The organism is Thalassospira profundimaris (genome assembly GCF_003326795.1).
Lineage (GTDB): Bacteria > Pseudomonadota > Alphaproteobacteria > Rhodospirillales > Thalassospiraceae > Thalassospira > Thalassospira profundimaris_C.
The window spans coordinates 47,725-70,560 of the sequence record NZ_JPWI01000012.1 but is presented as its reverse complement, the minus strand read 5'-3'; the positions used below and the strand labels follow the sequence as shown (position 1 = coordinate 70,560).

The 22,836-nt window shown below is 53.9% G+C and carries 21 protein-coding genes; 7 read left to right on the top strand and 14 right to left on the bottom strand.

The features are described 5' to 3' along the window. Nucleotides 1–25: 25 nt before the first annotated feature. Together TH30_RS16900 and TH30_RS16895 are read right to left on the bottom strand one after the other, a co-directional pair. Nucleotides 26–1,108, bottom strand: a complete 1,083-nt coding sequence (locus TH30_RS16900; RefSeq protein ID WP_114099359.1) for an ABC transporter substrate-binding protein — start codon at nucleotides 1,106–1,108, stop codon at nucleotides 26–28. Nucleotides 1,109–1,456: 348 nt separating this feature from the next. Further along, on the bottom strand, nucleotides 1,457–1,657 hold the full coding sequence (locus TH30_RS16895; RefSeq protein WP_114099358.1) for a hypothetical protein: 201 nt from the start codon (nucleotides 1,655–1,657) through the stop codon (nucleotides 1,457–1,459). 305 nt (nucleotides 1,658–1,962) lie between these two features. Here TH30_RS16895 and TH30_RS16890 point away from each other — a divergent pair, with 305 nt between their 5' ends. Beyond that, nucleotides 1,963–3,114 carry a M24 family metallopeptidase gene (locus TH30_RS16890; RefSeq protein WP_114099271.1) on the top strand — a complete coding sequence of 384 codons (1,152 nt, stop codon included), beginning with the start codon at nucleotides 1,963–1,965 and terminating at the stop codon, nucleotides 3,112–3,114. Between the two features lie 68 nt (nucleotides 3,115–3,182). Here the strand turns inward: TH30_RS16890 and TH30_RS16885 are convergent, their stop codons facing one another. Together TH30_RS16885 and TH30_RS16880 are read right to left on the bottom strand one after the other, a co-directional pair. Next, nucleotides 3,183–3,518: an Hpt domain-containing protein gene (locus TH30_RS16885; protein WP_114099270.1), complete on the bottom strand. Its 336-nt coding sequence runs from the start codon at nucleotides 3,516–3,518 to the stop codon at nucleotides 3,183–3,185. An 80-nt stretch (nucleotides 3,519–3,598) separates the two neighbouring features. Further along, nucleotides 3,599–4,633, bottom strand: coding sequence for a phytanoyl-CoA dioxygenase family protein (locus tag TH30_RS16880; protein ID WP_258548767.1), 1,035 nt, complete (start codon nucleotides 4,631–4,633; stop codon nucleotides 3,599–3,601). On the opposite strand from TH30_RS16880, the gene cobD reads away from it, so the two are divergent. Then, nucleotides 4,620–5,714 (top strand): threonine-phosphate decarboxylase CobD, encoded by a 1,095-nt coding sequence (gene cobD / locus TH30_RS16875; protein ID WP_258548766.1) that lies wholly within the window; start codon nucleotides 4,620–4,622, stop codon nucleotides 5,712–5,714. The two genes, TH30_RS16880 and cobD, sit on opposite strands and share 14 nt — an antisense overlap. Before the next feature lie 6 nt (nucleotides 5,715–5,720). Here cobD and TH30_RS16870 read toward each other — a convergent pair whose 3' ends face one another. Next, nucleotides 5,721–7,319, bottom strand: coding sequence for a sigma-54-dependent transcriptional regulator (locus tag TH30_RS16870; protein ID WP_114099356.1), 1,599 nt, complete (start codon nucleotides 7,317–7,319; stop codon nucleotides 5,721–5,723). A 168-nt stretch (nucleotides 7,320–7,487) separates the two neighbouring features. Between TH30_RS16870 and TH30_RS16865 the strand changes: the two genes are divergently transcribed. Beyond that, nucleotides 7,488–7,793 (top strand): STAS domain-containing protein, encoded by a 306-nt coding sequence (locus tag TH30_RS16865; protein ID WP_114099268.1) that lies wholly within the window; start codon nucleotides 7,488–7,490, stop codon nucleotides 7,791–7,793. A gap of 3 nt (nucleotides 7,794–7,796) precedes the next feature. After that, the gene (locus TH30_RS16860) at nucleotides 7,797–9,860 is read left to right on the top strand and encodes a SpoIIE family protein phosphatase (protein WP_114099267.1); all 2,064 of its coding nucleotides are present in this window, start codon (nucleotides 7,797–7,799) and stop codon (nucleotides 9,858–9,860) included. Nucleotides 9,861–9,877: 17 nt separating this feature from the next. On the opposite strand, the gene TH30_RS16855 is transcribed toward TH30_RS16860, so the two are convergent. The 4 genes from TH30_RS16855 to TH30_RS16840 form a co-directional block, all read right to left on the bottom strand. Beyond that, nucleotides 9,878–10,489, bottom strand: coding sequence for a hypothetical protein (locus tag TH30_RS16855; protein WP_114099266.1), 612 nt, complete (start codon nucleotides 10,487–10,489; stop codon nucleotides 9,878–9,880). 163 nt (nucleotides 10,490–10,652) lie between these two features. After that, nucleotides 10,653–12,605, bottom strand: a complete 1,953-nt coding sequence (locus tag TH30_RS16850; protein ID WP_114099265.1) for a putative bifunctional diguanylate cyclase/phosphodiesterase — start codon at nucleotides 12,603–12,605, stop codon at nucleotides 10,653–10,655. Between the two features lie 166 nt (nucleotides 12,606–12,771). Further along, nucleotides 12,772–13,161, bottom strand: coding sequence for a TfoX/Sxy family protein (locus TH30_RS16845; protein ID WP_114099264.1), 390 nt, complete (start codon nucleotides 13,159–13,161; stop codon nucleotides 12,772–12,774). Then, nucleotides 13,145–13,849, bottom strand: coding sequence for a helix-turn-helix transcriptional regulator (locus tag TH30_RS16840; RefSeq protein ID WP_114099263.1), 705 nt, complete (start codon nucleotides 13,847–13,849; stop codon nucleotides 13,145–13,147). Before TH30_RS16840 ends, TH30_RS16845 begins: the two co-directional genes overlap by 17 nt. Before the next feature lie 125 nt (nucleotides 13,850–13,974). On the opposite strand from TH30_RS16840, the gene TH30_RS16835 reads away from it, so the two are divergent. Further along, complete coding sequence (locus TH30_RS16835; RefSeq protein WP_114099262.1) at nucleotides 13,975–14,412, top strand: VOC family protein; 438 nt, start codon at nucleotides 13,975–13,977, stop codon at nucleotides 14,410–14,412. A gap of 75 nt (nucleotides 14,413–14,487) precedes the next feature. On the opposite strand, the gene TH30_RS16830 is transcribed toward TH30_RS16835, so the two are convergent. Continuing rightward, nucleotides 14,488–15,120 carry an alpha/beta family hydrolase gene (locus TH30_RS16830; protein ID WP_114099355.1) on the bottom strand — a complete coding sequence of 211 codons (633 nt, stop codon included), beginning with the start codon at nucleotides 15,118–15,120 and terminating at the stop codon, nucleotides 14,488–14,490. Nucleotides 15,121–15,445: 325 nt separating this feature from the next. Here TH30_RS16830 and TH30_RS16825 point away from each other — a divergent pair, with 325 nt between their 5' ends. After that, entirely contained in the window at nucleotides 15,446–16,492 is a 1,047-nt protein-coding gene (locus TH30_RS16825; RefSeq protein WP_181850357.1) for an AbrB family transcriptional regulator, read from the top strand. A 5-nt stretch (nucleotides 16,493–16,497) separates the two neighbouring features. Here TH30_RS16825 and TH30_RS16820 read toward each other — a convergent pair whose 3' ends face one another. The 3 genes from TH30_RS16820 to TH30_RS16810 all read right to left on the bottom strand — a co-directional run bounded on the left by TH30_RS16820 (nucleotide 16,498) and on the right by TH30_RS16810 (nucleotide 20,866). Continuing rightward, complete coding sequence (locus TH30_RS16820; protein WP_181850355.1) at nucleotides 16,498–17,931, bottom strand: methyl-accepting chemotaxis protein; 1,434 nt, start codon at nucleotides 17,929–17,931, stop codon at nucleotides 16,498–16,500. 232 nt (nucleotides 17,932–18,163) lie between these two features. Next, nucleotides 18,164–19,084 carry a DMT family transporter gene (locus TH30_RS16815; protein WP_114099259.1) on the bottom strand — a complete coding sequence of 307 codons (921 nt, stop codon included), beginning with the start codon at nucleotides 19,082–19,084 and terminating at the stop codon, nucleotides 18,164–18,166. A gap of 165 nt (nucleotides 19,085–19,249) precedes the next feature. Then, a complete protein-coding gene (locus tag TH30_RS16810; protein ID WP_114099258.1) occupies nucleotides 19,250–20,866 on the bottom strand; it encodes a fumarate hydratase in 1,617 nt (538 codons plus the stop codon). A gap of 295 nt (nucleotides 20,867–21,161) precedes the next feature. On the opposite strand from TH30_RS16810, the gene TH30_RS16805 reads away from it, so the two are divergent. Continuing rightward, the gene (locus tag TH30_RS16805) at nucleotides 21,162–22,097 is read left to right on the top strand and encodes an AEC family transporter (protein WP_114099354.1); all 936 of its coding nucleotides are present in this window, start codon (nucleotides 21,162–21,164) and stop codon (nucleotides 22,095–22,097) included. Nucleotides 22,098–22,178: 81 nt separating this feature from the next. Here TH30_RS16805 and TH30_RS16800 read toward each other — a convergent pair whose 3' ends face one another. Beyond that, nucleotides 22,179–22,718: an SspB family protein gene (locus tag TH30_RS16800; RefSeq protein WP_114099257.1), complete on the bottom strand. Its 540-nt coding sequence runs from the start codon at nucleotides 22,716–22,718 to the stop codon at nucleotides 22,179–22,181. Between the last annotated feature and the right edge of the window lie 118 nt (nucleotides 22,719–22,836).

Genomic DNA, 22,836 nt, shown 5'->3' with positions numbered 1-22,836 from the left:
GTTCTTTTTCGGACGCTTTTGCTTTTTATTGGCGGTGGCTCTGCGTCAAAAGTCCGAACTGATATTCGGACCGGGTGGGTGAATTGACAAGACTAAACCGGGAGAAATCTATTTTATTCCAATCCCGTGAAAACAGAACATCGCCAAACTCGGGCAGGTTTGCACGCGTAACAGCTTCCATTCTGAAAGTTATTTCGGGAGTGTCTTTCAAAATTGCAACATCGTTAATATAGTCATGCAACAGCACCATGACCCAGGCCCCGGCAAAGAAATGTCCGCCATGGGTTAATGTCATCTGATTATTCAGGACAGCTGCCAGCCCCTCTCTGGACCAGTTCAGACCACCAATGACAACATCCTGTCCCGGTATTTTTCCAGCAGCTTCAAGTGCCGCAATCGCACCCAGAGCAATATTGTCATTGGCGGCCCAAACCGCATCTATACATCCACCGCGCTTTAACCAGGCCTCTGTCTGTCGATAAGCCTCGTCATACGACCAGTTGGCGACCAGCCGGCGCTGTTCATCAAGGACAGGATAGCGGCTTAGGGCATGATCAAGTCCGGTAAGACGTTCCAGTGAGGCTGGCGTTTTCCGGTCACCCGCAATCGACAACAGACACAGTTTCCCTGGCAACTGATCAGCGTTAACCGCACGTGCGCCGTCAATCAGGGATTTTGCAATATCATAGCCTGCCCGTTCGTTATCGGGGGTCAGGGTCAGGATCCAGTTTTTTATGTCTTTGCGCGGCCGACCATACGTGTCTTTTTGTTCCTCGGTCAGGTCATTGAGCAACATGATCACAGGTATGCCGCGCTGTTCTGCCTCCAGCACAATACGGGTTCCCTGCTGATACTCGTTCACGGCGATAATGAAGTCAGGCGGCGGTTGAAGCGCAAATGCCTTTTGCGCACTTTCAACCATCATTTTCCAGTCCCGGTCGCTGTCAAACACGATCAGTTCGTAGCCAAACTGATCGGCAGCAGCCTGCATGGTATCGCGGACATCCTTCCAGAAGCCGCGATCACCATATCCCGGATTGATAAAGGCCACACGAATATGGTCCGGCTGGCTTTCGTTTTGGTCTGCGCGGGCCTGAATCGATGCCATGGCAAAGAACAGTCCGCCCCCAAACAGACACAAAAAAATCCCGCGCAATTCTCGTTCCCCGACGAAACACCATCCAAGGCCAAGTAAAAATTTCAGCCATCCATACGACCGGATAGTGAATTTCGCCTCAAAGGTCAATCAGACTGCGCAAGTTTACTTTAGAAAATCCATAATATTCACTGATTTGCCACATGCCACCGCTCTAAATCCAAGTGAACCTACTGAATTATATTATCTTTCTTTGAGGCACAACATAACCGCGCAAACAAGGATTTACCTCATCTGATACTTGCAGCCGTTGCTGGATTGTTGATCAGATTGCGTTCAGCCTGATGCAGGCAACCGGATTTATGGCGCGCCGGACTGGGCGCGGCTCAGAGCCCGCGCGAGCTCTTCATTGCTCATATTGGCGCGATCTTCAATCCCTTGCTGTTGTGCAAGATGATAAAGGTCATCCCGGCGCCATTTGTTATAGTTCGGCTTTTTATAAGGTCGGAACGCAGACGTTTCCCGTTCTGAATTTCCAGAGAGTTTGTTCAAGCTCGCCACTCTTGCCTCCTTTATGGGACGGTCACAAGCAATCCCGGCACATTTCTCTCCCCCACCTGTAATAGTGCCGTCATATTTCATTTAGGTGGGTTTACTGAAATTTCTATTCCCCACTCGACGATTTTACAGGTTTTTCTCGGGAAATATCTGATTACAAATGAAAAATAACTAGTGGTGGCAAGACAGCCCCACTCAAACAATTACACTTTGTCATCAATTTAATGTTGAATTGTCATTTTTACTATTTGCCCTGAAAAATCTCTGCTAGCATCGCTGCAAACAAACACACATCAGGGATAAGTCTCATGGCACTGCATTTTGAACGCCAGGAACTGGCAAACCGCCGCGCCCGCACAATTGAAAAGCTCGAAAAAAAAGGGCTGGACGGGTTGTTGATGTTCCGTCAGGAAAGCATGTTTTACCTGACCGGATATGACACATTCGGTTATGTGTTCTTCCAGTGCCTTTATCTGGGCGTTGATGGTCGCGTCGCGCTGATCACCCGCGCCCCGGATTTGCGGCAGGCACAACATACCTCGGACATTGAAGATATTCGCATCTGGGTCGATGGCCCGAATGTCAATCCGGCCTTCCAGCTGCGTGACATGCTTGCCGAATTCGGCTGTTCCGGCAAGAAACTCGGCGTCGAGTATGAGGCCTATGGCCTGACGGCAGCCAATGGCAAAAAGCTCGAAACTGCCCTTGATGGTTTCTGTTCGCTTGAAGATGCTTCCGGACTGGTGTCCGAACTGCGCGTTGTCAAAAGTGCCGCTGAACTTGATTACATCCGCAAGGCCGCCGAACTGGCCGATGACGCATGGGATGCTGCCCTTGATACGGTCCATGCCGGTGCCTTTGAGGGCGATATTCTTGCCGCCATGCAAGGTGCCATTTTCTCGGGTGGTGGCGATTATCCGGGTAATGAATTCATTATCGGGGCCGGGCGGGATGCCCTTCTGTGCCGGTATTTCACAGGCCGCAAACATATTGGCGAAACCGACCAGATCACGCTGGAATGGGCCGGTGCATATCGCCACTACCATGCGGCAATGATGCGCACGATCCCGGTTGGCAAGGCCCTGCCGCGTCATATCGAAATGCACAAGGTTGCAACTGATGCGCTGGTCGCCTGCCGCGAGGCGCTCCGCCCCGGTGAGCCAATTGGCAAGGTCTTTGATGCCTATGCCCGGGTATGTGATCAGGCGGGGATGCAGGCCCACCGGCTTAATGCCTGCGGTTATTCAATGGGAACGACCTTTGCACCGAACTGGATGGACTGGCCAATGTTCTATCATGGCAATCCGGTCATTGCCGAACCCGGTATGGTATTCTTCCTGCACATGATCCTGATGGATAGTGAAACCGGGATCGCAATGTGTCCGGGCCATTCGGTGATTGTCACCGAGACCGGCAATGAAAGCGTTTCCCGCCACAGCGTCGATCTGATCACACGTTGATCTTGAATATCACAAGGACAACCAGTTCTGGTTGTCCTTGCTTTCTGGCACCCGGCCAAAAGAACCGATCAGCTTAATTCCGCCATCATGGCCGCAACGCTGTCTTCCACCAGCTTGTCGAGTTCGGCAATGCGGGCATGAAGCCCATCCCCGTATGTCCCGTCATATTTTTCCAGATCACGTGCCGCATCCGCCAGTTTAAGGGCCGCCATATTGGCCGCCATACCCTTTATGGTGTGGGCTGCCCGATACAATGTTTCGGCATCACTGTTATTTGCAGCCTCGATCAGTCGGCTGCGTTCTTCCTGGTAGGAAGCAGGTAACAGACCAACCAGCATTGCAAATTGCTCCTTGCCTACTGCGGAACAAATCTCTGCAAACCGGTCCTTATCGATCAAATCCATACCTGCCTCTTTTTTTATCGGGCACCAGAAACACACAGCAACCGCAGCGCTTCTTTGCTCCACCAGCAATCTTTGGAATATTAACCGACACTGTTGCCAGAACAAAGCTCCAGAACAGCATTGGCCCAATCCACCGTCTTTACATCAATGTCCTGCATGTGCCGGTATTTTTCGAACTGGCTGGCAATCAGAACCAGACGTTTTTCAAATGCCGGGGGCTGTTCAAGGCTTAAAAGTTCCTCGGCAAGTGGATCAAATGCCGCGTTCTGGAATTCAAGAGACAGGCTGATCCGGGGTTCGGTCGCATGTATGCTCGCCCGGCTTCCCCAGTGATATAAATCCTGTCGCCAGCCCATCACCGCACCCGGCCCCGCCGGAAGTGCCCTGACATCCTGTAAGACAACATCTTCCGGCTTGGCGACCGGCGTCTCATAACGCCTTTCAAAAGAACGCGGCAAGACATACATGCACCCGTTATAAGGCGTCGCGTTGCTCAGCGGCACCCATAGCGACAGGCTGATCAACATGTCATCACCAATCGCACTTTCGCCCTGATAGTCGCGATGGGGCGGCCAGCCCCGCCCGCCATCTGCCGGATTGACATGCCATGCCCAAAAATGCGGAAGCAACGCGATCCGGTCACCAAGGAAGTGACTAAGCAACGGTCGAAGACGCTGAAAAACCTGCCATGCCTCGTCATAAAGGTAAATCATCGCCGGTGACAGGTCATTGGCCACAAGGGTTTCGATCCCCTGACGCAGCTTGGCGAGTACATCGGTGGGAAGAACATCTTCAATCAGGAAATACCCCTCGTCCCAAAAACGGTCCGAAAGTGCACCACCATCAAATCCGCCATTCCCCGCTCCAATTTCCTCGATCTTTGCAAGGGCATCGGTTGCTTCCGAAATCGATAACTGCGGATTAAGCTGCTGCCAGGATACGGGCAGAATGGCGTTTTTCGGTGTGATCATCGACAAATGTCCGGTATTGAAGATGGCCGGACGATACGCAGCACGGATCGCATTGGCAAGTCCCGTTCGATCATGGCAAAACGTCCCGGAATTAAGACTTTGCGCCTTAAAAATCAGGTTTGGCACATCAATGGTATCGAGCAACACCCCGCATCAGCCACAAGCTCCGATCAATCATGGCGGGGCGATAGATGCCGCTTCACGGAAATACGGCATCCCCGCTGAAGACTGGCTTGATCTGTCAACCGGGATCAATCCGGTGGGCTATCCCGTCACCGATATTGCCACCGCCCATTGGCAACGTTTGCCATTAGCGTCCGAGCTTGATCGCTTGAAACGTGCAGCTTGCGATTATTATGGTGTCCCTGCACCGGATTACATGGTCTGTGCACCGGGCACACAGGCGCTTATTCAAACCATCCCTTTCTGGATCAGGGACCGGATCGACATATCAAAGGTTCACATCATGGGGCCAACCTATGGCGAACATGCCCGGTGCTGGACACGGGCCGGGCATGACTGCGCCCCCCATGAAACGGCATCCGGTGACCGTTTTGATGCGACCAAGGAAATCCTGCGATCTGCGGCCCCCGGCACCATTGTAATCATTGTTAACCCCAACAATCCGGATGGCGGCATCCTGCCCCCGTCTGAAATCGCGGCGCTCTCCGAACTTGCCAAGCAGGCGCGAAGCTTTCTGATCGTTGATGAAGCTTTCATGGATTGTCAGCCGGACCAATCGATCTGTCCGATGATTGGTGACTTGCCCAACACGCTTGTCCTGCGTTCATTTGGCAAGTTTTTCGGGTTGGCCGGGGTCCGGTTGGGATGCGTTGTTATGGCACCCGACCTTGCCGCTGGTTTGTCCGAACGGATCGGGCCGTGGGCCATTCCGGGCCCGACCATTGAAATTGCCAGGCGCGCCTTCGGGGATCAAACCTGGCAGAACCAAACCCGGTCCCGATTGGCAAGCGACGCTGTGCGACTGGATGATCTGATCGGCGCAAATTCGACCTTGACCCTTTCCGGGGCGACCGATCTGTTTCGCTATTACGATGGTGCGGATTGCGCAAAACTTGCCGACCATCTTGCCCGATATGGCATTCTGGTACGTCTGTTTGATCATGATCACAACAAGGTCCGCTTTGGCTTTCCCGGCACCGAGCCGGAATGGCAGCGTCTTGTCAGCGCACTTGATGACTGGAAAAGCCGGGATCACGCATAGCCACTTTTACAGGCCGTTATCTTCCCATGATTGCTTTTTGCGATAGATCGTTGACGGACTGACGCCAAGTGCATCGGCTGCCCGCGGGATTGATCCGCCACACCGTTCAATCGCCTCTTCAATCGCCTGCTTTTCGACCTGCCAAAGCGGCCGGATTTCAGAATATCCCAGTCCATTGTCGCTTAGCCCACGGGGGGCCATGCCGGTACGGTCACCCGATGCCGTGCCAACACCGACAAGTTGGCTGTTTTTTCCCGTCTGATGGTTTTCGACAACCTTTCGCATCTGGCGCGCACCGGCCAGAAAGGCCAATGCCTCGGGGTCGCCTTCCCACAACCGGCCAGTCCCGCCTGTTTCGCGCGAGACCACAGGATGGGGTGGCGGGGCCTCGATCGTCGCGGATCCGAAATGGTCATCCTCGGTACCGCTATTAACCGGGCGCGGCACCATCGAAAGGGTAACTTCCGTCCCGTTATTGAGAACAACGATGTTACGGATGATGTTCTGAAGCTGGCGGATATTCCCCGGCCAGGTATAGCGTGCAAACAGGGCCGAGACTTCGGGGCTGAACTTTTCGAAATCACGCCCTTCTTCGCGGGTATAGCGTTGCAGATAAAAATTGGCGATCTGCAGGATATCGTTATCGCGATCACGCAAGGGCGGCATATGAAGCGGGATCACATGCAGACGGTAGTAAAGGTCTTCGCGGAACCGTCCGGTGCGCACTTCTTCAAGCGGGTCACGGTTGGTTGCGCACACAAACCGGACGTCCACGGTTTCAAGCGAACTGCCACCAACCTTCTGGAATGTTCCGGTCTGAATGAAACGCAGAAGTTTGGTCTGAAGATCCAGATCCATCTCGCAGATTTCATCAAGAAACAGCGTTCCACCCTCGGCCCGATGGGCCGCACCCTCGCGATCAGAAACGGCACCGGTAAACGCCCCTTTGACGTGACCGAAAATCTCGCTTTCCATAAGGTCTTTGGGAATGGCACCACAGTTAAGAGGAATGAACGGCGCCTTTGCACGTTCGGATCGGCGGTGAATGGCTTCGGCTGCCAGCTCCTTGCCCGTCCCGGACTCTCCGGTGATAAAGACGGTCGCTCGGCTTGGCGCGGCATTTTCGATAATGCGATAGATGTCGCGCATGTTTTCCGAACCGCCAATGATGTCGAAATACATCTTGTCGGTTTCTGTTTCGACCAAATCTGTGTTCGGGCTGTTGGAAATTGATGGCATTCCAGCCAGTGCCTTGGTCACGGTTTCGCGCAATTTATCTGCTGTGAACGGTTTAAGCAGAAAATCCCAGGCTCCTTCACGCATGGCCTCGACCGCGACATTGACCGACCCGTGGGCCGTAATCACCACAACTTTGCAATCAGGACTAATCTGTGCGGCGGCGCGCAACACCTCGCGACCGTCCATATCGGGCAAAACAAGGTCAAGAACCATGGCATCAGGCGGATTTTGGTTCATACGTTCTATGGCATCTGCGCCCGTCACGACATGATCAACCAGATGACCATCCGCACGCAGGTAGTCCTGATACACCCGCGCAAGCGATAATGTATCCTCAACAATTACAATGCGTGCCTGCTCTGGCATTTTCTGGTTCATGTCCCGATATAGCCACTATAGCCCAGCATACTGATAGCGCCGTGCCCGTCACAACGTCTAACATTCTTGCAGTGGCATCCTAAAGCATACACAATCAGACTTAGGTTAAAAAAGGTATAGTTTTTACGACGTTACCCGCTGCCAGGAGTATCAATTTTGAACTACAAGACAGAATGCGCCAATGGGACCACGACAGTCGAACTTGGTGGACGCTTTACATTTGGTGACCATTCCAGTTTTCGCAAACTGATTGAAGAAATCCGGACCCACGGATCAAGCACCTATGTTCTGGATGTCGCTGCGGTGGAATTCATTGATTCGGCTGGCCTGGGGATGTTGCTTCTCGCCCGAGACGAAGGCGAAAAGACCAATACCACAGTCATCATTCGTGGCGCACAGGGACAGGTCAAACGCATGCTTGAAGTCGCCCGGTTTGATACCTTGTTCAAGCTTGAGAACTAATCCATGACCGCTGGCAGAGAAAGCCGCATGAACCCGTCCATCGCCGTTGCCCAATCGCTTGCCCTTGATGATGTGGATGCGTTTATCGCCAGCGGTGCTATTTGGGAAATGCCCGAAAACCGCTCTGTCAGATATACATTTGGTCAGACACCTGAGGATTTTTCCCACAGCAATCATTTCTCTGCCTGTCTGGTCCCCCCTGACGCCAGCCGCGAATGGCTTGGCGCACTGACCAGACTGAATTGCGACGTCTTTGTCGAATGTTCCCGCGAGATAGATCTTGCCGATATTGCCCCTTTGATCAAGCAACAGGGTGGCAACAAGAACACCCTGTCCATATGCCTGTCGACGCGAAGCGCCTATTACCTGCCCGTCGCCCGGAAATTTGTAACCGCACTACGCCATCGGGAACTCATTGGCGAAAAGATCGCCCCGACAGTCGAGATGGCTGTGCAGGAAGCCTTTGCCAACTCTCTTGTTCACGGCAATCTGGAACTCGACACCAGCGGCCATCTGTCGATGGACAGCTTTACCGAACTGGGGGAAGAAACCAAACGTCGCCTTGCATCTGGCAAACATGGCGGACGGGCCATACTGCTGACCGCACGCAAGCGTAAAAACGGCCATATCGTTATTTCAATCAACGATCAGGGAAATGGCTTCACACCACCTGCCGACTCCTGCCCAACCAATGTGGCAGGGCGCAAAACGACCTTCGGACGAGGACTACCATTAATCAGAAGCCTTTGCCATGCGGTGAATTTCTCCCGTGACGGACGAAGCATAGAACTTGAATTTGATCAGGAAGGCACTGAATTCCCGTCCTCATCGACGCCTACAAATGCCCGACTGACAAGCCAGCCGGTTCACGAAACCGATGTCGATATTCGCAATCCTCAGAACGCGATCATTCTGATTGCCGATGACACATTGCTGTCACGCGAAATCATCGCGTCCTACCTGCGTGCAGAAGGCTTTACCAACCTTGCATTTGCCAAGGACGGTGAGGATGCCATCGCACAGGTCCGGAAACACAATCCCGATCTGATCATTCTCGACATCATCATGCCGAAACTCGATGGTTATGGTGTCTGCAAGGCGCTGCGTGCCAATCCGGATTTTGCCGAAACCCCGATCATCGCCCAGACAGCGCTTGAGGAAAATGAGGGCCGCACACGGATTTTCGATGATGGCGCGACCGACCTGATCCTTAAACCGCTCAACAAGGCGGAACTGATTGCACGTACCCGCATTCACCTTGAAAACCGCCTGCTGGTCAAACAGCTTCAGGCATATCAGGAAAGAACCCGGTCCGAACTGACCCTTGCCCGCGACATGCAGGAAAACCTCAACCCGGCGCCTGAAAACTATCGCGGCACCGGACTTGATTACGGATTACGGATCAGCGCCACCTTCCAGATGTCATCCGAGCTGGGCGGTGACATGTGGGGACTGGTGCCAATTGATGAACATCGGCTCGGTGTTTACATTGTTGACTTTGCCGGTCATGGCCTGGGTGCAGCATTGAACACTTTCCGTCTGCACTCCCTGATCTGGTCCGATCAGCTTCGCGACCGTGAACCCGGTGACTATCTTGAAAACCTTAACCGCCATCTCAAGGGCCTTTTGCCCGTCGGGCAATATGCCACCATGCTATACGGGGTCATTGACCGGGTTCGGGGCAAGTTCACCTATGCCAGTGCTGCCTGTACGTCACCGATCCTTGGCAACAGCCTCACAGGGCAAGCGCGCTATCTTGACGGGTCGGGTGTTCCACTGGGTGTCATTCGTGATGCACGCTATGAAACGCGAGAAGTCAGCTTTACGGCCGCCAGCTTCCTGCTGCTTTATAGCGATGCGCTGATTGAAACCACACTTGATGATGGGCAGTTCCTTAGCGAGGACAAGTTGCTTACAATGCTGCGTGAAACCATCATCGAAAACCGCAAGGAAATTGATCTGGCAGCCCAGATTGCCGATCAGTTCATGGATCGCGCCCCGGCCAAACTTTCAGATGATTTTACGATTGTGTCCCTGCAATCAACACCGATCCCCTGCGCAATCTAGCCAGGTCGAACCGGTCTTCAGGAATGATAGCGCGCCCGTCCGACGCTTGACTGGATCAGATCGCCAAACGGTTCAGCCTCACCCCAGACAAACTGGGTGCGATCAACTGTTGGCTCGGGACGTTCACGGATCACGATGTCACGTTTGGATTGCAGACGCCCGGCAATCACGGTCCGCACCAGATTTGCCAGTCCCTTGCGCGCACCGGCATGATCAGGTTCCGCTGCAAGAACCGCCCCCAATTGATCAAGTGCCCGCATCTTGTCACGGCACCCGAGAAGATCGGCGGCAAGAACCCGCAATTCTCGCGCATCGGGTCGCAGGCTGATCGCAATTTCAAGATGTTCCAGTCCGGTTTCCCGGCGACCGGTTTGAAGATAAACCCGCGTCAGGCCCAGATGTGTAGATGCGTCAAGATCATCAAGCAGCAAAGCCCGCCCAAACGCATTCAGGGCCAAATCCCCCAGACCGAGGTCAAGCAATACATGCCCAAGAACCCGAAGCCGGGCTGGCTGACTTGGCAGACCATCAATCAGGTCACGTAATCGCGCACGAATTTCCGGCGCAAGATCAATCTCGCCTACAAATGCGATATGCTGTGACTGCGAAACCTGTGTCTGCGACGACATTGCCAGATGCCCCGTTCCCGCCAAAAATCGGGATCGGCAGTCAGTTTTGACTGAAATTTGAGATCCCGCGTGAAACAGATTAACGCCATCTGGTTGCGGGAAGATTAACCGGGTCGTCTCAAAAGTCGTTTGGCATCTTTATAAATGCCCGGTATCGGCGCCGTCAGGATTTAAGGCTGTCAGATAAAGGCATCAGGTATGGTTCGGGCGCGGGCCTGGCAAAGAAATAACCCTGCATCAAACAGCCACCAAGTACGGTGATCTCGTCGCGTTGATGTTCGGTTTCGATACCTTCAAGGACACAATCGATCCCAAGATTTGCACACATGTCGATCACGGTTTTGACAATCCGGCGGCTGCGTTCATTGCCGGGAAGCGGCGTGATAAAGCTGCGATCAACCTTAAGCACATCAAATTCCAGCTCATGGACGTAACGCAAACTGGAATAGCCGATCCCAAAATCATCAAGGGCAATACGCGCACCATGTTCACGCAAATATCTAATGCTGGTCCGTGCAGCGGCAAAATCACGCAGAAAGGCCGTTTCGGTGACTTCAAATGTCAGTCTGGCCGGGTCAAGTTTGCGGTTTCTGATCTGTTCGATCAGCCATTCAACCGTGTCAGACAAAACAATGTCACGAGCTGACAGGTTAAAAGATACCGCAACCGAATTCGGCCAGTGCATCATATCGGCCAAAAGTTTTTCAAACAGAACTCTGGTCAGAAGGTTCACCTGACCGGTTTTCTCTGCCACCGGGAAAAATGTCCCCGGCGACACCCGTCCCATCAGGACACTGTCCCAACGTGCCAGTGCTTCGACCGAAACAACGTTACCCGACTTCACATCAAAGACCGGTTGATAATGAAGGGTAAGTTCTTTTGAAAGGTCGGCTTTGCGCAAAGCCTGCTCAATCTGGGAATCATGCCGGATCAATGTTTCATGATGGGCCGCAAATAACACCGGTTCACCCGGGCAGTTCTTCTTGGCGTGATACAGGGCGAAATCGGCGCGCTCGAACAATCCATTCGAACTGCGTGCAACATTGGGGTAAGTCGCAAAACCCAAGGATGCAGAGACCTGAACTGTAATCGTACTCAGCGTAAAAGGCTGATTAAGTGCCTTACAAAGATGATGACCAAGCTCGATCAGCTCGATTGCATCCCCCTGTTTGGTCAAAACGGCACCAAACTCGTCCCCGCCCAGTCTGGCAAGAAGCGTATCCTCACCAAGTATCCGCCGCAATCTTTCACCGGCCTGCATCAAAAGCTCGTCCCCGGCCGGATGTCCATGGACGTCATTGACCGGCTTGAACCCGTCGAGATCGATCATCGCAACAGCAAATGTCTTCTCTGGCTCCGACCTTTTGACCATTTCATCAAGATGAGTGAAAAACGCCCGTCGGTTTGAAAGACCGGTCAACGGATCAATCAGGGCAAGAGCTTCGTTTTGGCGGGAAAGCTCGATTGTTGTCTGATGCTGTTCTTCAAGATCAAGCTGGGTATCAATGAGTCCGGCAAAATTGGCATAGAAGCTTCGAATGATCTGGATGATCATCACCGAAACCAGCGCCATATTGACCGCGATCGCGACATAGACCTCGTTGCCGCTCAATCCGAAGAACATCACAAAGGTGCCAAGCACAATCACCACGACAAGCATTGCAGCAGGCGGAAAGTTCACCAGACAGAAGATACAACCAACAACCGTGATCGAGATGAAATAGGCGACATGCCCCTGTTGATAGGCATCGCCATAATCGAACATTGTAATCGCCCAAGCGGTAAACAGAACCGAAACCGTCGCAGCAAGCACCCTTATCCGGCGCAAATGACCCAGACATACACTGATATCATCAATGTCGACTCTTGCCCGGCTCCAGGCTATTGCGCGGGCGATGCACACAGTCCCCAGAACGATCACTGCGTAGACCGTCAGCCAGTCCGGTGCATCACCATAATGCGTATAAGCCAGTGCCACCGCATTGGCGAGCAACAGCATGTAAAGTACAGGAATTTGGCGTGACAATGCCTGGACCTGCGCACGGATCAGCTCCGGTTTTTCAGTTTGGATCTTGAAGATATCGGCAACATGTTGCCAGAACTTGCCGACTGCCACGAATCAGGAACCCAATACATTCATTGTCATAGCGAAATACTACACACAATTTATATTAGACAACATACCCTGATCTGCCCATGCGCTGCAAACGCACAAATTTCAACGCATATTGGCGATGACACATCCGGCCCCGGCACAGAATTGGAAAATTCGCGCAGCCTTTCTATTCCGTGGTTTTTTGTTTTTGCCTGACGGGGTTCCTGTTGCGGGTCTTGGCACCTTTTGCTGCCTCTGCCCTGTGTGCAGCGCCGAGAGCCATATGGGCAAACTTCATGAGTTGATCGGTGGCATCGAACCATTCGCCCGGCACTTCGAAATAGGACAGGTGCGCGCGTCCCGACGGCACAAGAAACGGCTCCATTCCCATGGCTTCATAGGTTTCGCTGGTTTGCGCATCGCCTTTGAAATAGGCCACATCATCGAAAATGATCGCAAAGAACAAGCCGTTGCAATAAAGCCCGAAGCCGCCAAACATCCGCTTCGCCCGAATGTTTCCCAGCGGGGACAGAAGTTCCGCGAAGGTCAGAACAAACTCGTTATCGACCGATGCCATTGAGTATCTCCCCCTCGACGCCCTCGGAAATCAGATAGTCCCGCAATGAACGCCCCGGCACGGGTCGGTATTTGTTGGTGGAAATTTCCATACCGCGAATACGATCGGCACGGAAAACCCGAAAGGCCTCGCGCAACTCGCACCAGCACGCCAGCAACCATGTGCTACCGAAAAACAGCATTCCCAAAGGCCAGACACGTCGTCTGGTTTCATCGCCCTTGGCATCGGTATAGTCGATATCAATCAGGTTACGTTCCCGAATGGCACGTCTGAGGTCTGGCATCGAAATCGCGATTGGTTCCTGCGCAATTTCCGCCACCGCAATCGGCACACCGCCAATCAACCCGCGCATTTTCTCGGGCAAGACGGCCTCGATCTTGGTCAGCGCATCGCCAGCGGCCCGTGCCATTTGCGGATCGGTCCAGCTTTGTACCATGCGTGCGGCCACGACCAGTGCCTCGATCTCGTCGGCATCAAACATCAGGGGTGGCAGGTCATATCCATCACGCAGGATGTAACCAACGCCCGCCTCGCCCTCGACAGGAACACCTGACGCAGCAAGGTCGCGGATATCGCGGTAAATGGTACGTTCGGAAACTTCCAGTTCCTCGGCCAAGTCACATGCCCGGCACAGTTTCCGGCGGCGCAAGATTTGGACAAGGCGAAATAGTCTGTCGGCCCTTCTCATGATCACTCCTTCGTCATCCTGCCCTGAAAATTATCATACCGCTCCTGACAGGCTCCTGTCAGGAGGGATGTGTAATTATTGCGAAATCGGGACAGGACCCAAACGCCAATGTCAGGAGAAAGACAATGAAAGTCACCAATTCCTATCCAATCATCATCACCGACAAATTCACTCAAAGCCGCGCCTTCTATAAGAAGCTCGGCTTTACCCCCGTCTTTGATGGTGACTGGTATTGCCAGCTTGTCTGGGCAGATTTCCCATCCGTCCAGCTTGGCTTGATGAAACCGGGTCACGAAACCCAGCCCGCCATTTTCCACGCCGCCACCCTTGGCGAAGGCAGCGTTCTTTGCCTTGAGGTTGAGGATGCCGGGCTGGCGGCAGACGAATTACGCGATGCCGGTTTCGACTTCGCCCTTGAAGTCCGTGATGAACCGTGGGGACAGCGCCATTTTGCCCTGCTTGACCCGAATGGCGTGCGCATCGATGTCGCAAGCCAAACCGGTCAGATTGCCCCGGAATATGCCCAGCATTTCCTTGATGATGCACAGGCTGTTATCGCCTGACCTCCTCGCGCCGGATATCAAACCCAATCACCCCTGCATGAAAGCGACAGCCCGCCATCTGGCGGGCTGTTTTCATCAGATCAGCGTTATGGCAAAGTCCGATATTGCGCTGGCCGCATCGGAAATATTCTGGCTTTGGGTTCGCCCGGAACTTTTGCGCGGCTTGAAATCATGTTCGCCATCTTCGACCCAATGCAGCCTGATAGCATCTGAAAGCTCATAGCCCGCCACCTCGTCAGGCGAGCCGAACGGGTCGCGCGTGCCATGACAAATCAGGGTCGGTGTCACAAGTTTTGCCAAATGCTCGGTGCGCAGGTTGTCAGGTTTTCCCGGCGGATGGAACGGATATCCAAGGCATACAAGCCCCGCCACACCAAGATCATCGGCGACCATGCTGGCCATCCGCCCGCCCATGGATTTACCCCCAAGGATCAGCATTTCCGGCCCGCCAAGCTGTGAAACGACCTCGCCCAGAAACGGGATCAAAACCGGCGCCCGATCCGGCCCGCGCTTTTTGCCATCCAGCCTGCGCTTGGCCATATAGGGAAACTCAAACCGCGCAACCCGCAAACCGCCTTTGGTCAGTGCCACCGCCATTTCATTCATGAACGGACTGTCCATCGGTGCCCCGGCCCCATGCGCCAGCACGATGGTCAGCTTGGCATTCGCGTCGCCATCAAACAGAAAGCTGATCGGATCGGTGCTCATTGATGATCCCTTTGATAAATCGAACAATAGCTTTAAGTCATACGCAACGGGCACGCCCTGTCCAAGCGCAATCATGGTCTGACCGACTGGCCCGCGATATTCACCGCGCAAAGACTCTATTCTCAAATGATTATAAGGTTATAATTGCCAAACCCGCCCCCTCGACACGCCCCAATTGTCGAACCGTGCCGCGTCGCGCCACCCGCGATGATTTGTCCTTCACAATGCAAAGGCCATAATCGTGTCCTCAGAACGCCCTGAAACACCAGCCGCCCCGCCCAGAGAACGTATAGGACGGCTGCCAAAACCGGTTCAATGGCTATTGATGATAGCCGTATCCCTGGCAGTTTCCGTCGTTCTGCATCAATGGCATGTACCCGCGGCCCTTCTGGTTGGTCCGATGATGATCGGCATTCTGATGGGCACCAATGGCGCAACTATCACCCCGCCCAAGTCGCTTTATCTTGGCGCGCAATCGGTGCTCGGGGTCATGATCGGTGGATCAATGACGATTGGCATCCTGACTTCCTTTGTGCAGGACTGGCCGCTGATCATTGGGGTAACAACCATGACCCTTCTTGCCAGCAGCTTTTTGGGCTGGATCCTTTGCGTCAAACAGGTTTTACCCGGAACAGCAGGCATCTGGGGATCATCGCCCGGTGCGGCCTCGGCAATGGTCATCATGGCCGAGGCCTTCGGGGCAGATGCCCGTTTGGTTGCCTTCATGCAATATGTGCGTGTGGTGATCGTCGTGGCCGTGGCCTCAAGTGTCGCCAATTTCTGGGTCGACCCGGCGGTCGCCGCCGCAGCCGCAGAAGCCCATCAATGGTTTCCGCCCCTTGATGCGACAGGTTTTGCCATGACGCTGGTGCTTGCTACTGTTTGCTGTGTGCTTGGTGCGAAATCTCGTTTGCCGTCGGGCCCGCTTCTGGTGCCGATCATCCTTACGATGATCCTCCATGTCAGCGGTTATCTTGATGTGGTATTGCCCGAATGGTTTCTGGGCCTGACCTATGCAATGATCGGCTGGGTCATCGGGCTTAAATTCACGCCATCGGTTTTGCGCCACGCAGCGCACGCCTTTCCCAAGGTTCTGTTATCGATCGTGATGCTGATCGGCTTTTGTGCCGGGATTTCGGCCCTTTTGGTTATCTTCATGGATGTCGATCCACTGACCGCCTATCTGGCCACAAGCCCGGGCGGCCTTGACTCCGTTGCCATCATTGCGGCCAGCACCAATGTAGACCTGTCCTTCATTCTGGTCTTGCAGGCAACCCGGTTCTTTATGGTTCTGGCTTTTGGGCCACCCTTGGCACGCCTGGTGGCAAGGCGCACAGCACATCTGAGCAAGCCGGATGGCGAAATTATCTAGCTCGCCTAAAGCGCAAGAATTTTGCCGACAAAACCTTCAACCCGGGCGCTGAGCTCGGCCCCCTGTGTTTCAAGGTTTCTGGCGGCATCCCCCAATTCGGATGAAACCGTATCGGTGTGTTTGATCGCATTGGTGATTTCAACAACGCTGTCTCCGACAGAGCGTGCCTCACCGACTGCAACACTGGCATCTGATGCAACCGAGATACAGATGCCAGCCTGCTGTTCGGTTTGCGATGCTGTGGTTTCAGAGCGCGCCTCAAGATCATCCATGGCCACTGCGATCTGATCTATATCGCCACCGGCCTTGGCAATTGCGTCAAGCATCGCACTCATCCAGCGCGAAATTTCGTCCGTCGCGCTGGCCGATTGCCCGGCGAGTGCCTTGACCTCCTTGGCGACAATTGCAAAGCCTTTGCCCGCTTCGCCAACACGTGCTGCCTCGATCGAGGCATTCAGTCCCAGCATCTTTGTCTGTGCTGCAATCGCCGAGATTGATGCCAACATCTTTTCAGCATCAGCAGCACGTTCCTTAAGGGACGCAAACGTATCGCGCATATCACGGGCCTGCCGTCCGATTTCATGGGTGGTCCTGACGGTATCAGCGGCATCAGCTCCAACCAGAACCAGCTGATCTTTCAGGGTCTCCATCTGTTGGGCGACATTTTCAATGCGCGAAAGTGCCCGCTCGGCAGCCTGGTCAATTCCCTGACTGCATACGCGGGTTCGATCCGAACTATCGCCCAGAATATCAAGCGCACTGCGCATCTGGCTGACCGCAGCCCCCAGCATCCCAACCGTCCCCTGAACCTGGCTTTCGAAGTCAGAAGCCAGTTGTTCCCGTGATTTAAGAACCTGTTCGCGTTCAAAAATACGGGCAACCTGTCCGCCGACGAAACCCAGTAGTTCGAGAATCTCGTCATCAAGTTGCGCAACATCGGGGCTAAAGAATTCAATCACACCTTCCGTCCGGCCAGCCAGCTTGACCGGCAAGGCGAAGCAACCGCGCAACCCGTTGCGTGCCGCAGACGATGCGCGAAGAAAACCGTCCTTTTGTGTCACGTCCGGAATACAGACAGCATCACCGTTTGCCGCAACAGACCCAATCAATCCCTGTCCCAGTGCGAAAACAGTCTGTTCGGACTGAGCGCGAAAGTCCGCGATATCTGACGCGGAAATCGACGCGCTAACCGACCAGATTCCCGCAGACGACAACTGATCTCCGTTCCGCACATAGGCATGCCCGACCGGCCAGTTACAATATTCACAAACGGCACGCAGAATGTCGGCAATGGCTTCATTGCGTGCGGAGGCTTCATCAGCGACAGAACTTACCCTGCGCAACAGACGCAAAATATCAACCAGTGCCGTACCATTTGGCACACGCTGGAAATCACGATCATTTTCGGGGGATACGGAACGAATGAAACCGGCAAACATCTGATAACTCCGAGGCTGAAACGGTCCGTGATCCCCAAAGGGCCCCGAACAGGTTGCGCAAGCCTCGTTGCCTGCCGATTTTGGAAATGCCAAGGCGCCGTTGCCTTTAGCTGCTGTTACATTAGCGTAATATTGCACACGCGAAAAGAACATTTCGCGTGTGCAATACAATTTACCGGCTTCAGGACTTCGTCACATTGATTTCCATTGTGAAACTGCCCGGACCCAGTGGTCAGATCTTCATCTTGCGAAACACACCGGACGCGACCATCACGCCAAGGATCACAAGAACCACGGCAAGAACCAGCGCAAGGTTGCCCTGCTCACCCAGCAGCACCACACCGCCAAGTGCGGTCAGTGCCGGGGTCATTGCGCCAAAGGCCGACGCACCGGTCGAGCCGATATGACGCACGGCAAGACCATAGGTAATGACGGCAACACACCCGGCCAAAAGCCCCTGTGCGGTCAGAAGCATCATGACATCACCCACCGGCGCATCAGCAAGCGTTGTCCCGGTAAACAGCGCAATAACCGCCATGATCACAAAGGACCAGAACCCGACAAAAGCCGCCGCTTCAAGCGCGCCAAGGCCGCTTTGGCGCATGGCATGGGTGTAACACGCCCACATAAACGCCCCGGCCGAAACAAGGCCGTAGCCAAGCAACATCTCACTGCTGATCGCACCGGCCGGTTTGAGCGCAACCAGTGACAGCACACCGACAATCACCGCGGCATATCCGCCCAGACGCACCTTGCCCGGACGTTCGCCAAACATCACGACAGCTATCAAGACCGCCCAGACAGCCATCACGCCGGGCAACAGAATGCCAACATGGCTGGCTGGAACAAATTGAAGGGCACTGGCAACCATCAGGGTATAAAACGCCCCGGATCCAATCAGCATCAAAAGTCCGTTGGCAATCGAAAGCCCCTTGGGCCAGATGCCTTTTTTAAGCCAGATCGGGGCAAGCAACACAAACGGCACCACAAAGCGCAAAAGACCGATATCCACCGCCGTAAAGTTCGATGTCATGGCATAGCGGGTTGCAATCAGCCAACCGGCCCAGATGAAGACCGTAGCAAGGGCAGATGTCACACCGACAAGTCGGCTTTCCGTCGCGCTGGTGGCACGAAGCGCGGAAGTTTCAGACATAACAAGTTATCCGACAAAGGGTTGATTTTGCCGGAATCAGACCATTTTCACTGCCAGCGGGCAACCCCTTTGACCGGAGGTCAGCCATGCGTTGCGGCACAATAGAAAAACGGCGCAAGGTTTTCCCTGCGCCGTTTGTATTCTTTCAGTACGATCAGACTGAAATCAGATGCCGAATTCGGCAAAGAAATCATTGCCCTTATCATCAATGACGATAAAGGCCGGGAAGTCTTCAACTTCGATCTTCCAAACGGCTTCCATGCCAAGTTCCGGATATTCGTGAACTTCGACCTTCTTGATGCAATCCTGTGCCAGACGTGCAGCCGGGCCACCGATGGAACCAAGATAGAAACCGCCATACTTGTTACAAGCATCCTTGACGGCCTTCGAACGGTTGCCCTTTGCCAGCATCACGAACGAACCGCCAGCGGCCTGGAACTGCTCGACATAGGCATCCATACGGCCTGCTGTGGTCGGGCCGAACGAACCTGAAGGCATACCTTCCGGGGTCTTGGCCGGGCCTGCATAATAGACCGGATGGTTTTTCAGGTATTCGGGCATCTCTTCGCCGGCATCAAGGCGTTCCTTGATTTTGGCGTGCGCGATGTCACGGGCCACAATCACCGTACCGGTCAGCGACAGACGGGTTTTCACCGCATATTGCGACAGCTGTTTGCGGATTTCATCCATCGGACGGTTCAGGTCAACCTTGACCACTTCGTCTTCAAGATGCTCGTCGGTCACTTGCGGAAGGTATTTCGCCGGATCATGTTCGAGATCCTCGATGAAGATACCGTCCTTGGTGATCTTGCCAAGAATCTGACGGTCGGCAGAGCACGAAACCCCAAGACCAACCGGGCAGCTTGCACCATGACGCGGCAGACGGATCACACGTACATCATGGCAGAAATACTTGCCGCCGAACTGTGCGCCGATGCCCATTTCGCGGGTCATCTCAAGAACCTTCTGTTCCCATTCAAGGTCGCGATAGGCCTGACCATGATCGCCACCTTCGGTCGGAAGGTTGTCGTAATAACGCGCAGACGCCATTTTCACGGTCTTGAGGCAGGCTTCCGCCGACGTACCACCAATGACGATGGCAAGGTGATAGGGCGGGCAAGCCGAAGTGCCAAGGGTACGGATTTTCTCATCAAGAAACTTGCGCAGGCTTTCCGGGTTCAGAAGTGCCTTGGTCTGCTGGAACAGGAAGGTTTTGTTGGCAGACCCGCCACCCTTTGCCATGAACATGAATTTGTATTCATCGCCCTTGGTCGCATACAGATCAATCTGAGCAGGAAGGTTCGAACCGGTGTTCTTTTCTTCGAACATATTGATCGGGGAAACCTGCGAGAATCGAAGGTTATGCTTCTGATAGGCCTGCCAGATGCCTTTGGACAGCGCTTCTTCATCTGAACCATCGGTGATGACCTTGCCACCACGTTTGCCCATGACGATTGCCGTTCCGGTATCCTGACACATCGGCAACACACCGCCCGATGCGATGGATGCGTTTTTCAAAAGATCCATCGCCACGAACTTGTCGTTGGGGGTCGCTTCTTCGTCATCAAGGATCTTGCGAAGCTGTTCAAGGTGCCCCGGACGCAACAGGTGCGAACAATCAAAGAATGCCTGAAGGGTCAGCTGTTCAATCGCTTCGGGTTCGACCTTCAAATAGGTCTCGCCATTGACGTCAACGGTGGAAACACCCTCATCACCGATCTTGCGATACGGGGTGGTGTCCTTCCCCTGTTCGAACATGGGTTTATAGACAAAATCACTCATGGAAGGCTCTCGTCTCTCTCAAAAACAAGGTGGGATTGTTTTTCTCAATAATTGACGCGGAACATAGCGCCTCGGCACAGAAATTTCCATGTTCTTTGCCCCTTCATGCTTTTTTTGTCCCGATTTACGCAGTTCTGCCGATATCTGAACGCCCCTTTGCCCCACCCATCTCGGCACGAACCACGTCGGACTACCCTTATGATTGATTTGCAGTGGACATTCACCAAACAGACAGTGCATCAAGGGACACGCTTGCCCACCCGATGGTCCGGCACCTCACTTCTCAGGATCAATGATGCTGTCCCAGATTTTGATTATCCTGCCGATTTTCGCGCTGATCCTCACAGGATGGGTTGCGCGCAAAAGCGGCGCACTTGGCCCGACTGCGACGCGTGAAATCAACCGGCTTGTTGTTTATTTCGCCCTTCCGGCCCTGTTGTTTGACATCATGGCCAAGGCCGAGCCACATGAAATCTGGCAACCTGACTTCATTCTGGCCTTCGGGTTCGGGTGCGGCGTTGTTTTCATCCTGACCATCGTGATGCGTATGGCCAGTGGCCATCATCTGGTCGATGCGGTGATTGACGGGCTGACAACCAGTTACGCCAATGCCGGTTTTCTCGGCTTCCCGCTTGTGCTTGCCCTGATTGGTGAAAGCGGTCTGGCGGCCACCCTGATCGCGACGATCCTGACGGCCTGTGTGCTGTTTGCGATTGCCATCATCCTGATCGAGTTCGGCCTGCAACAGGAAGCAAACCGGTTTCATATTGTCATCAAGACGCTAAAGGCACTGATTAAAAACCCGCTGCTGATTGCACCGACCCTTGGCACGATTGTCATGTTCTCGCCGTTGGAATTGCCAGAGCCGGTTGATGTCTATCTGAAACTTGTCGGTGGCGCAGCTGCCCCTTGTGCGCTGATCGCCCTTGGACTGTTTCTGGCTGATCGCACGGCCAGTCAGAAACACGAAAAATGGAGCACCACGGGGATTTTCGTGTTCCTCAAGCTGATTGCTCAACCGGCACTGACCTGGGTGATGGCCGTGCCCGTTCTGGGCTTGCCCGGACCACAGGCCCATCTGGCGATCCTGCTTGCCGCCCTTCCGACCGGCACCGGTCCCTTTATGCTTGCCGAATTTTATGACCGCGAAAGCGTTCTGACCGGGCGGATGATTCTGATTACGACAATCCTTTCGGTCGCAACCCTTTCGGCCTATCTGGCACTTGCCTGAACCCAAACAAAAAACAGGCCCGACACATTGATGTCGGGCCTGTAATTCATGCATGGGCGGTGCGCCTAAACGCAGCCTGCGTTATTTCTTGCGGAAGGCATCCAGGGCGATGACTTCGCCGGTTTCACCCGCATCCGGTTTGGATTTCTTACGGGATTTTGACGGTTCGGCAACCAGTGTCGGTGCCGGTTCCTCGTCATCCATCAGGTCCGCATCCAGATCGTCATCTTCGTCATAGTCGAAATCTTCGTCATCCATTTCTTCTTCGACGCTGAAGGTCAGCATGAAGTTGGCAGACGGATCGACAAAGGCCAGCATCGCATCAAAGGGCACGACCACCGTTGTGGGCATGCCATCAAAGCTCATGCCGACCGAAAAGTGATCATCTTCCGATTTCAGATCCCAGAATCGGTGCTGCAGGACAACCGTGATGTTGTCCGGGTGCGCCTTGCGCTGGTTTTCAGGCAATGCAACGCCGGGATGATTGGTCTGGAAGGTGATGTAATAGTGATGCTCGCCGAAAAGGCCTTCTTCCGCCACACGCGCAAGAATATCTTTCACTACGCCGCGCAGCGCCTGGTCGACCATAAGATCGTAACGGAATTCTTCCGGTTTCTGCATCAGTAATCCTGTATCTGGCGGGATACCGGCACGTCCCGGCAAACCCCGTCATTGTCATATAGCATCTTTGCCCACCAATTACATCTTGGTGTGCCTTTATGGACTCTATTCATAACGA

What these genes read in the sequence shown, in the direction of transcription:
- TH30_RS16810 (WP_114099258.1), bottom strand. Translation starts at nt 20,866, where the DNA reads ATGAGTGATTTTGTCTATAAACCCATGTTCGAACAGGGGAAGGACACC.
- TH30_RS16840 (WP_114099263.1), bottom strand. Translation starts at nt 13,849, where the DNA reads ATGAGAAGGGCCGACAGACTATTTCGCCTTGTCCAAATCTTGCGCCGC.
- TH30_RS16870 (WP_114099356.1), bottom strand. Translation starts at nt 7,319, where the DNA reads ATGCCAGAGCAGGCACGCATTGTAATTGTTGAGGATACATTATCGCTT.
- TH30_RS16825 (WP_181850357.1), top strand. Translation starts at nt 15,446, where the DNA reads ATGATAGCCGTATCCCTGGCAGTTTCCGTCGTTCTGCATCAATGGCAT.
- TH30_RS16890 (WP_114099271.1), top strand. Translation starts at nt 1,963, where the DNA reads ATGGCACTGCATTTTGAACGCCAGGAACTGGCAAACCGCCGCGCCCGC.
- TH30_RS16885 (WP_114099270.1), bottom strand. Translation starts at nt 3,518, where the DNA reads ATGGATTTGATCGATAAGGACCGGTTTGCAGAGATTTGTTCCGCAGTA.
- TH30_RS16855 (WP_114099266.1), bottom strand. Translation starts at nt 10,489, where the DNA reads ATGTCGTCGCAGACACAGGTTTCGCAGTCACAGCATATCGCATTTGTA.
- TH30_RS16800 (WP_114099257.1), bottom strand. Translation starts at nt 22,718, where the DNA reads ATGCAGAAACCGGAAGAATTCCGTTACGATCTTATGGTCGACCAGGCG.
- TH30_RS16805 (WP_114099354.1), top strand. Translation starts at nt 21,162, where the DNA reads ATGCTGTCCCAGATTTTGATTATCCTGCCGATTTTCGCGCTGATCCTC.
- TH30_RS16815 (WP_114099259.1), bottom strand. Translation starts at nt 19,084, where the DNA reads ATGTCTGAAACTTCCGCGCTTCGTGCCACCAGCGCGACGGAAAGCCGA.
- TH30_RS16860 (WP_114099267.1), top strand. Translation starts at nt 7,797, where the DNA reads ATGACCGCTGGCAGAGAAAGCCGCATGAACCCGTCCATCGCCGTTGCC.
- TH30_RS16830 (WP_114099355.1), bottom strand. Translation starts at nt 15,120, where the DNA reads ATGAGCACCGATCCGATCAGCTTTCTGTTTGATGGCGACGCGAATGCC.
- TH30_RS16820 (WP_181850355.1), bottom strand. Translation starts at nt 17,931, where the DNA reads ATGTTTGCCGGTTTCATTCGTTCCGTATCCCCCGAAAATGATCGTGAT.
- TH30_RS16835 (WP_114099262.1), top strand. Translation starts at nt 13,975, where the DNA reads ATGAAAGTCACCAATTCCTATCCAATCATCATCACCGACAAATTCACT.
- TH30_RS16845 (WP_114099264.1), bottom strand. Translation starts at nt 13,161, where the DNA reads ATGGCATCGGTCGATAACGAGTTTGTTCTGACCTTCGCGGAACTTCTG.
- TH30_RS16900 (WP_114099359.1), bottom strand. Translation starts at nt 1,108, where the DNA reads ATGGCATCGATTCAGGCCCGCGCAGACCAAAACGAAAGCCAGCCGGAC.
- cobD (WP_258548766.1), top strand. Translation starts at nt 4,620, where the DNA reads ATGGTATCGAGCAACACCCCGCATCAGCCACAAGCTCCGATCAATCAT.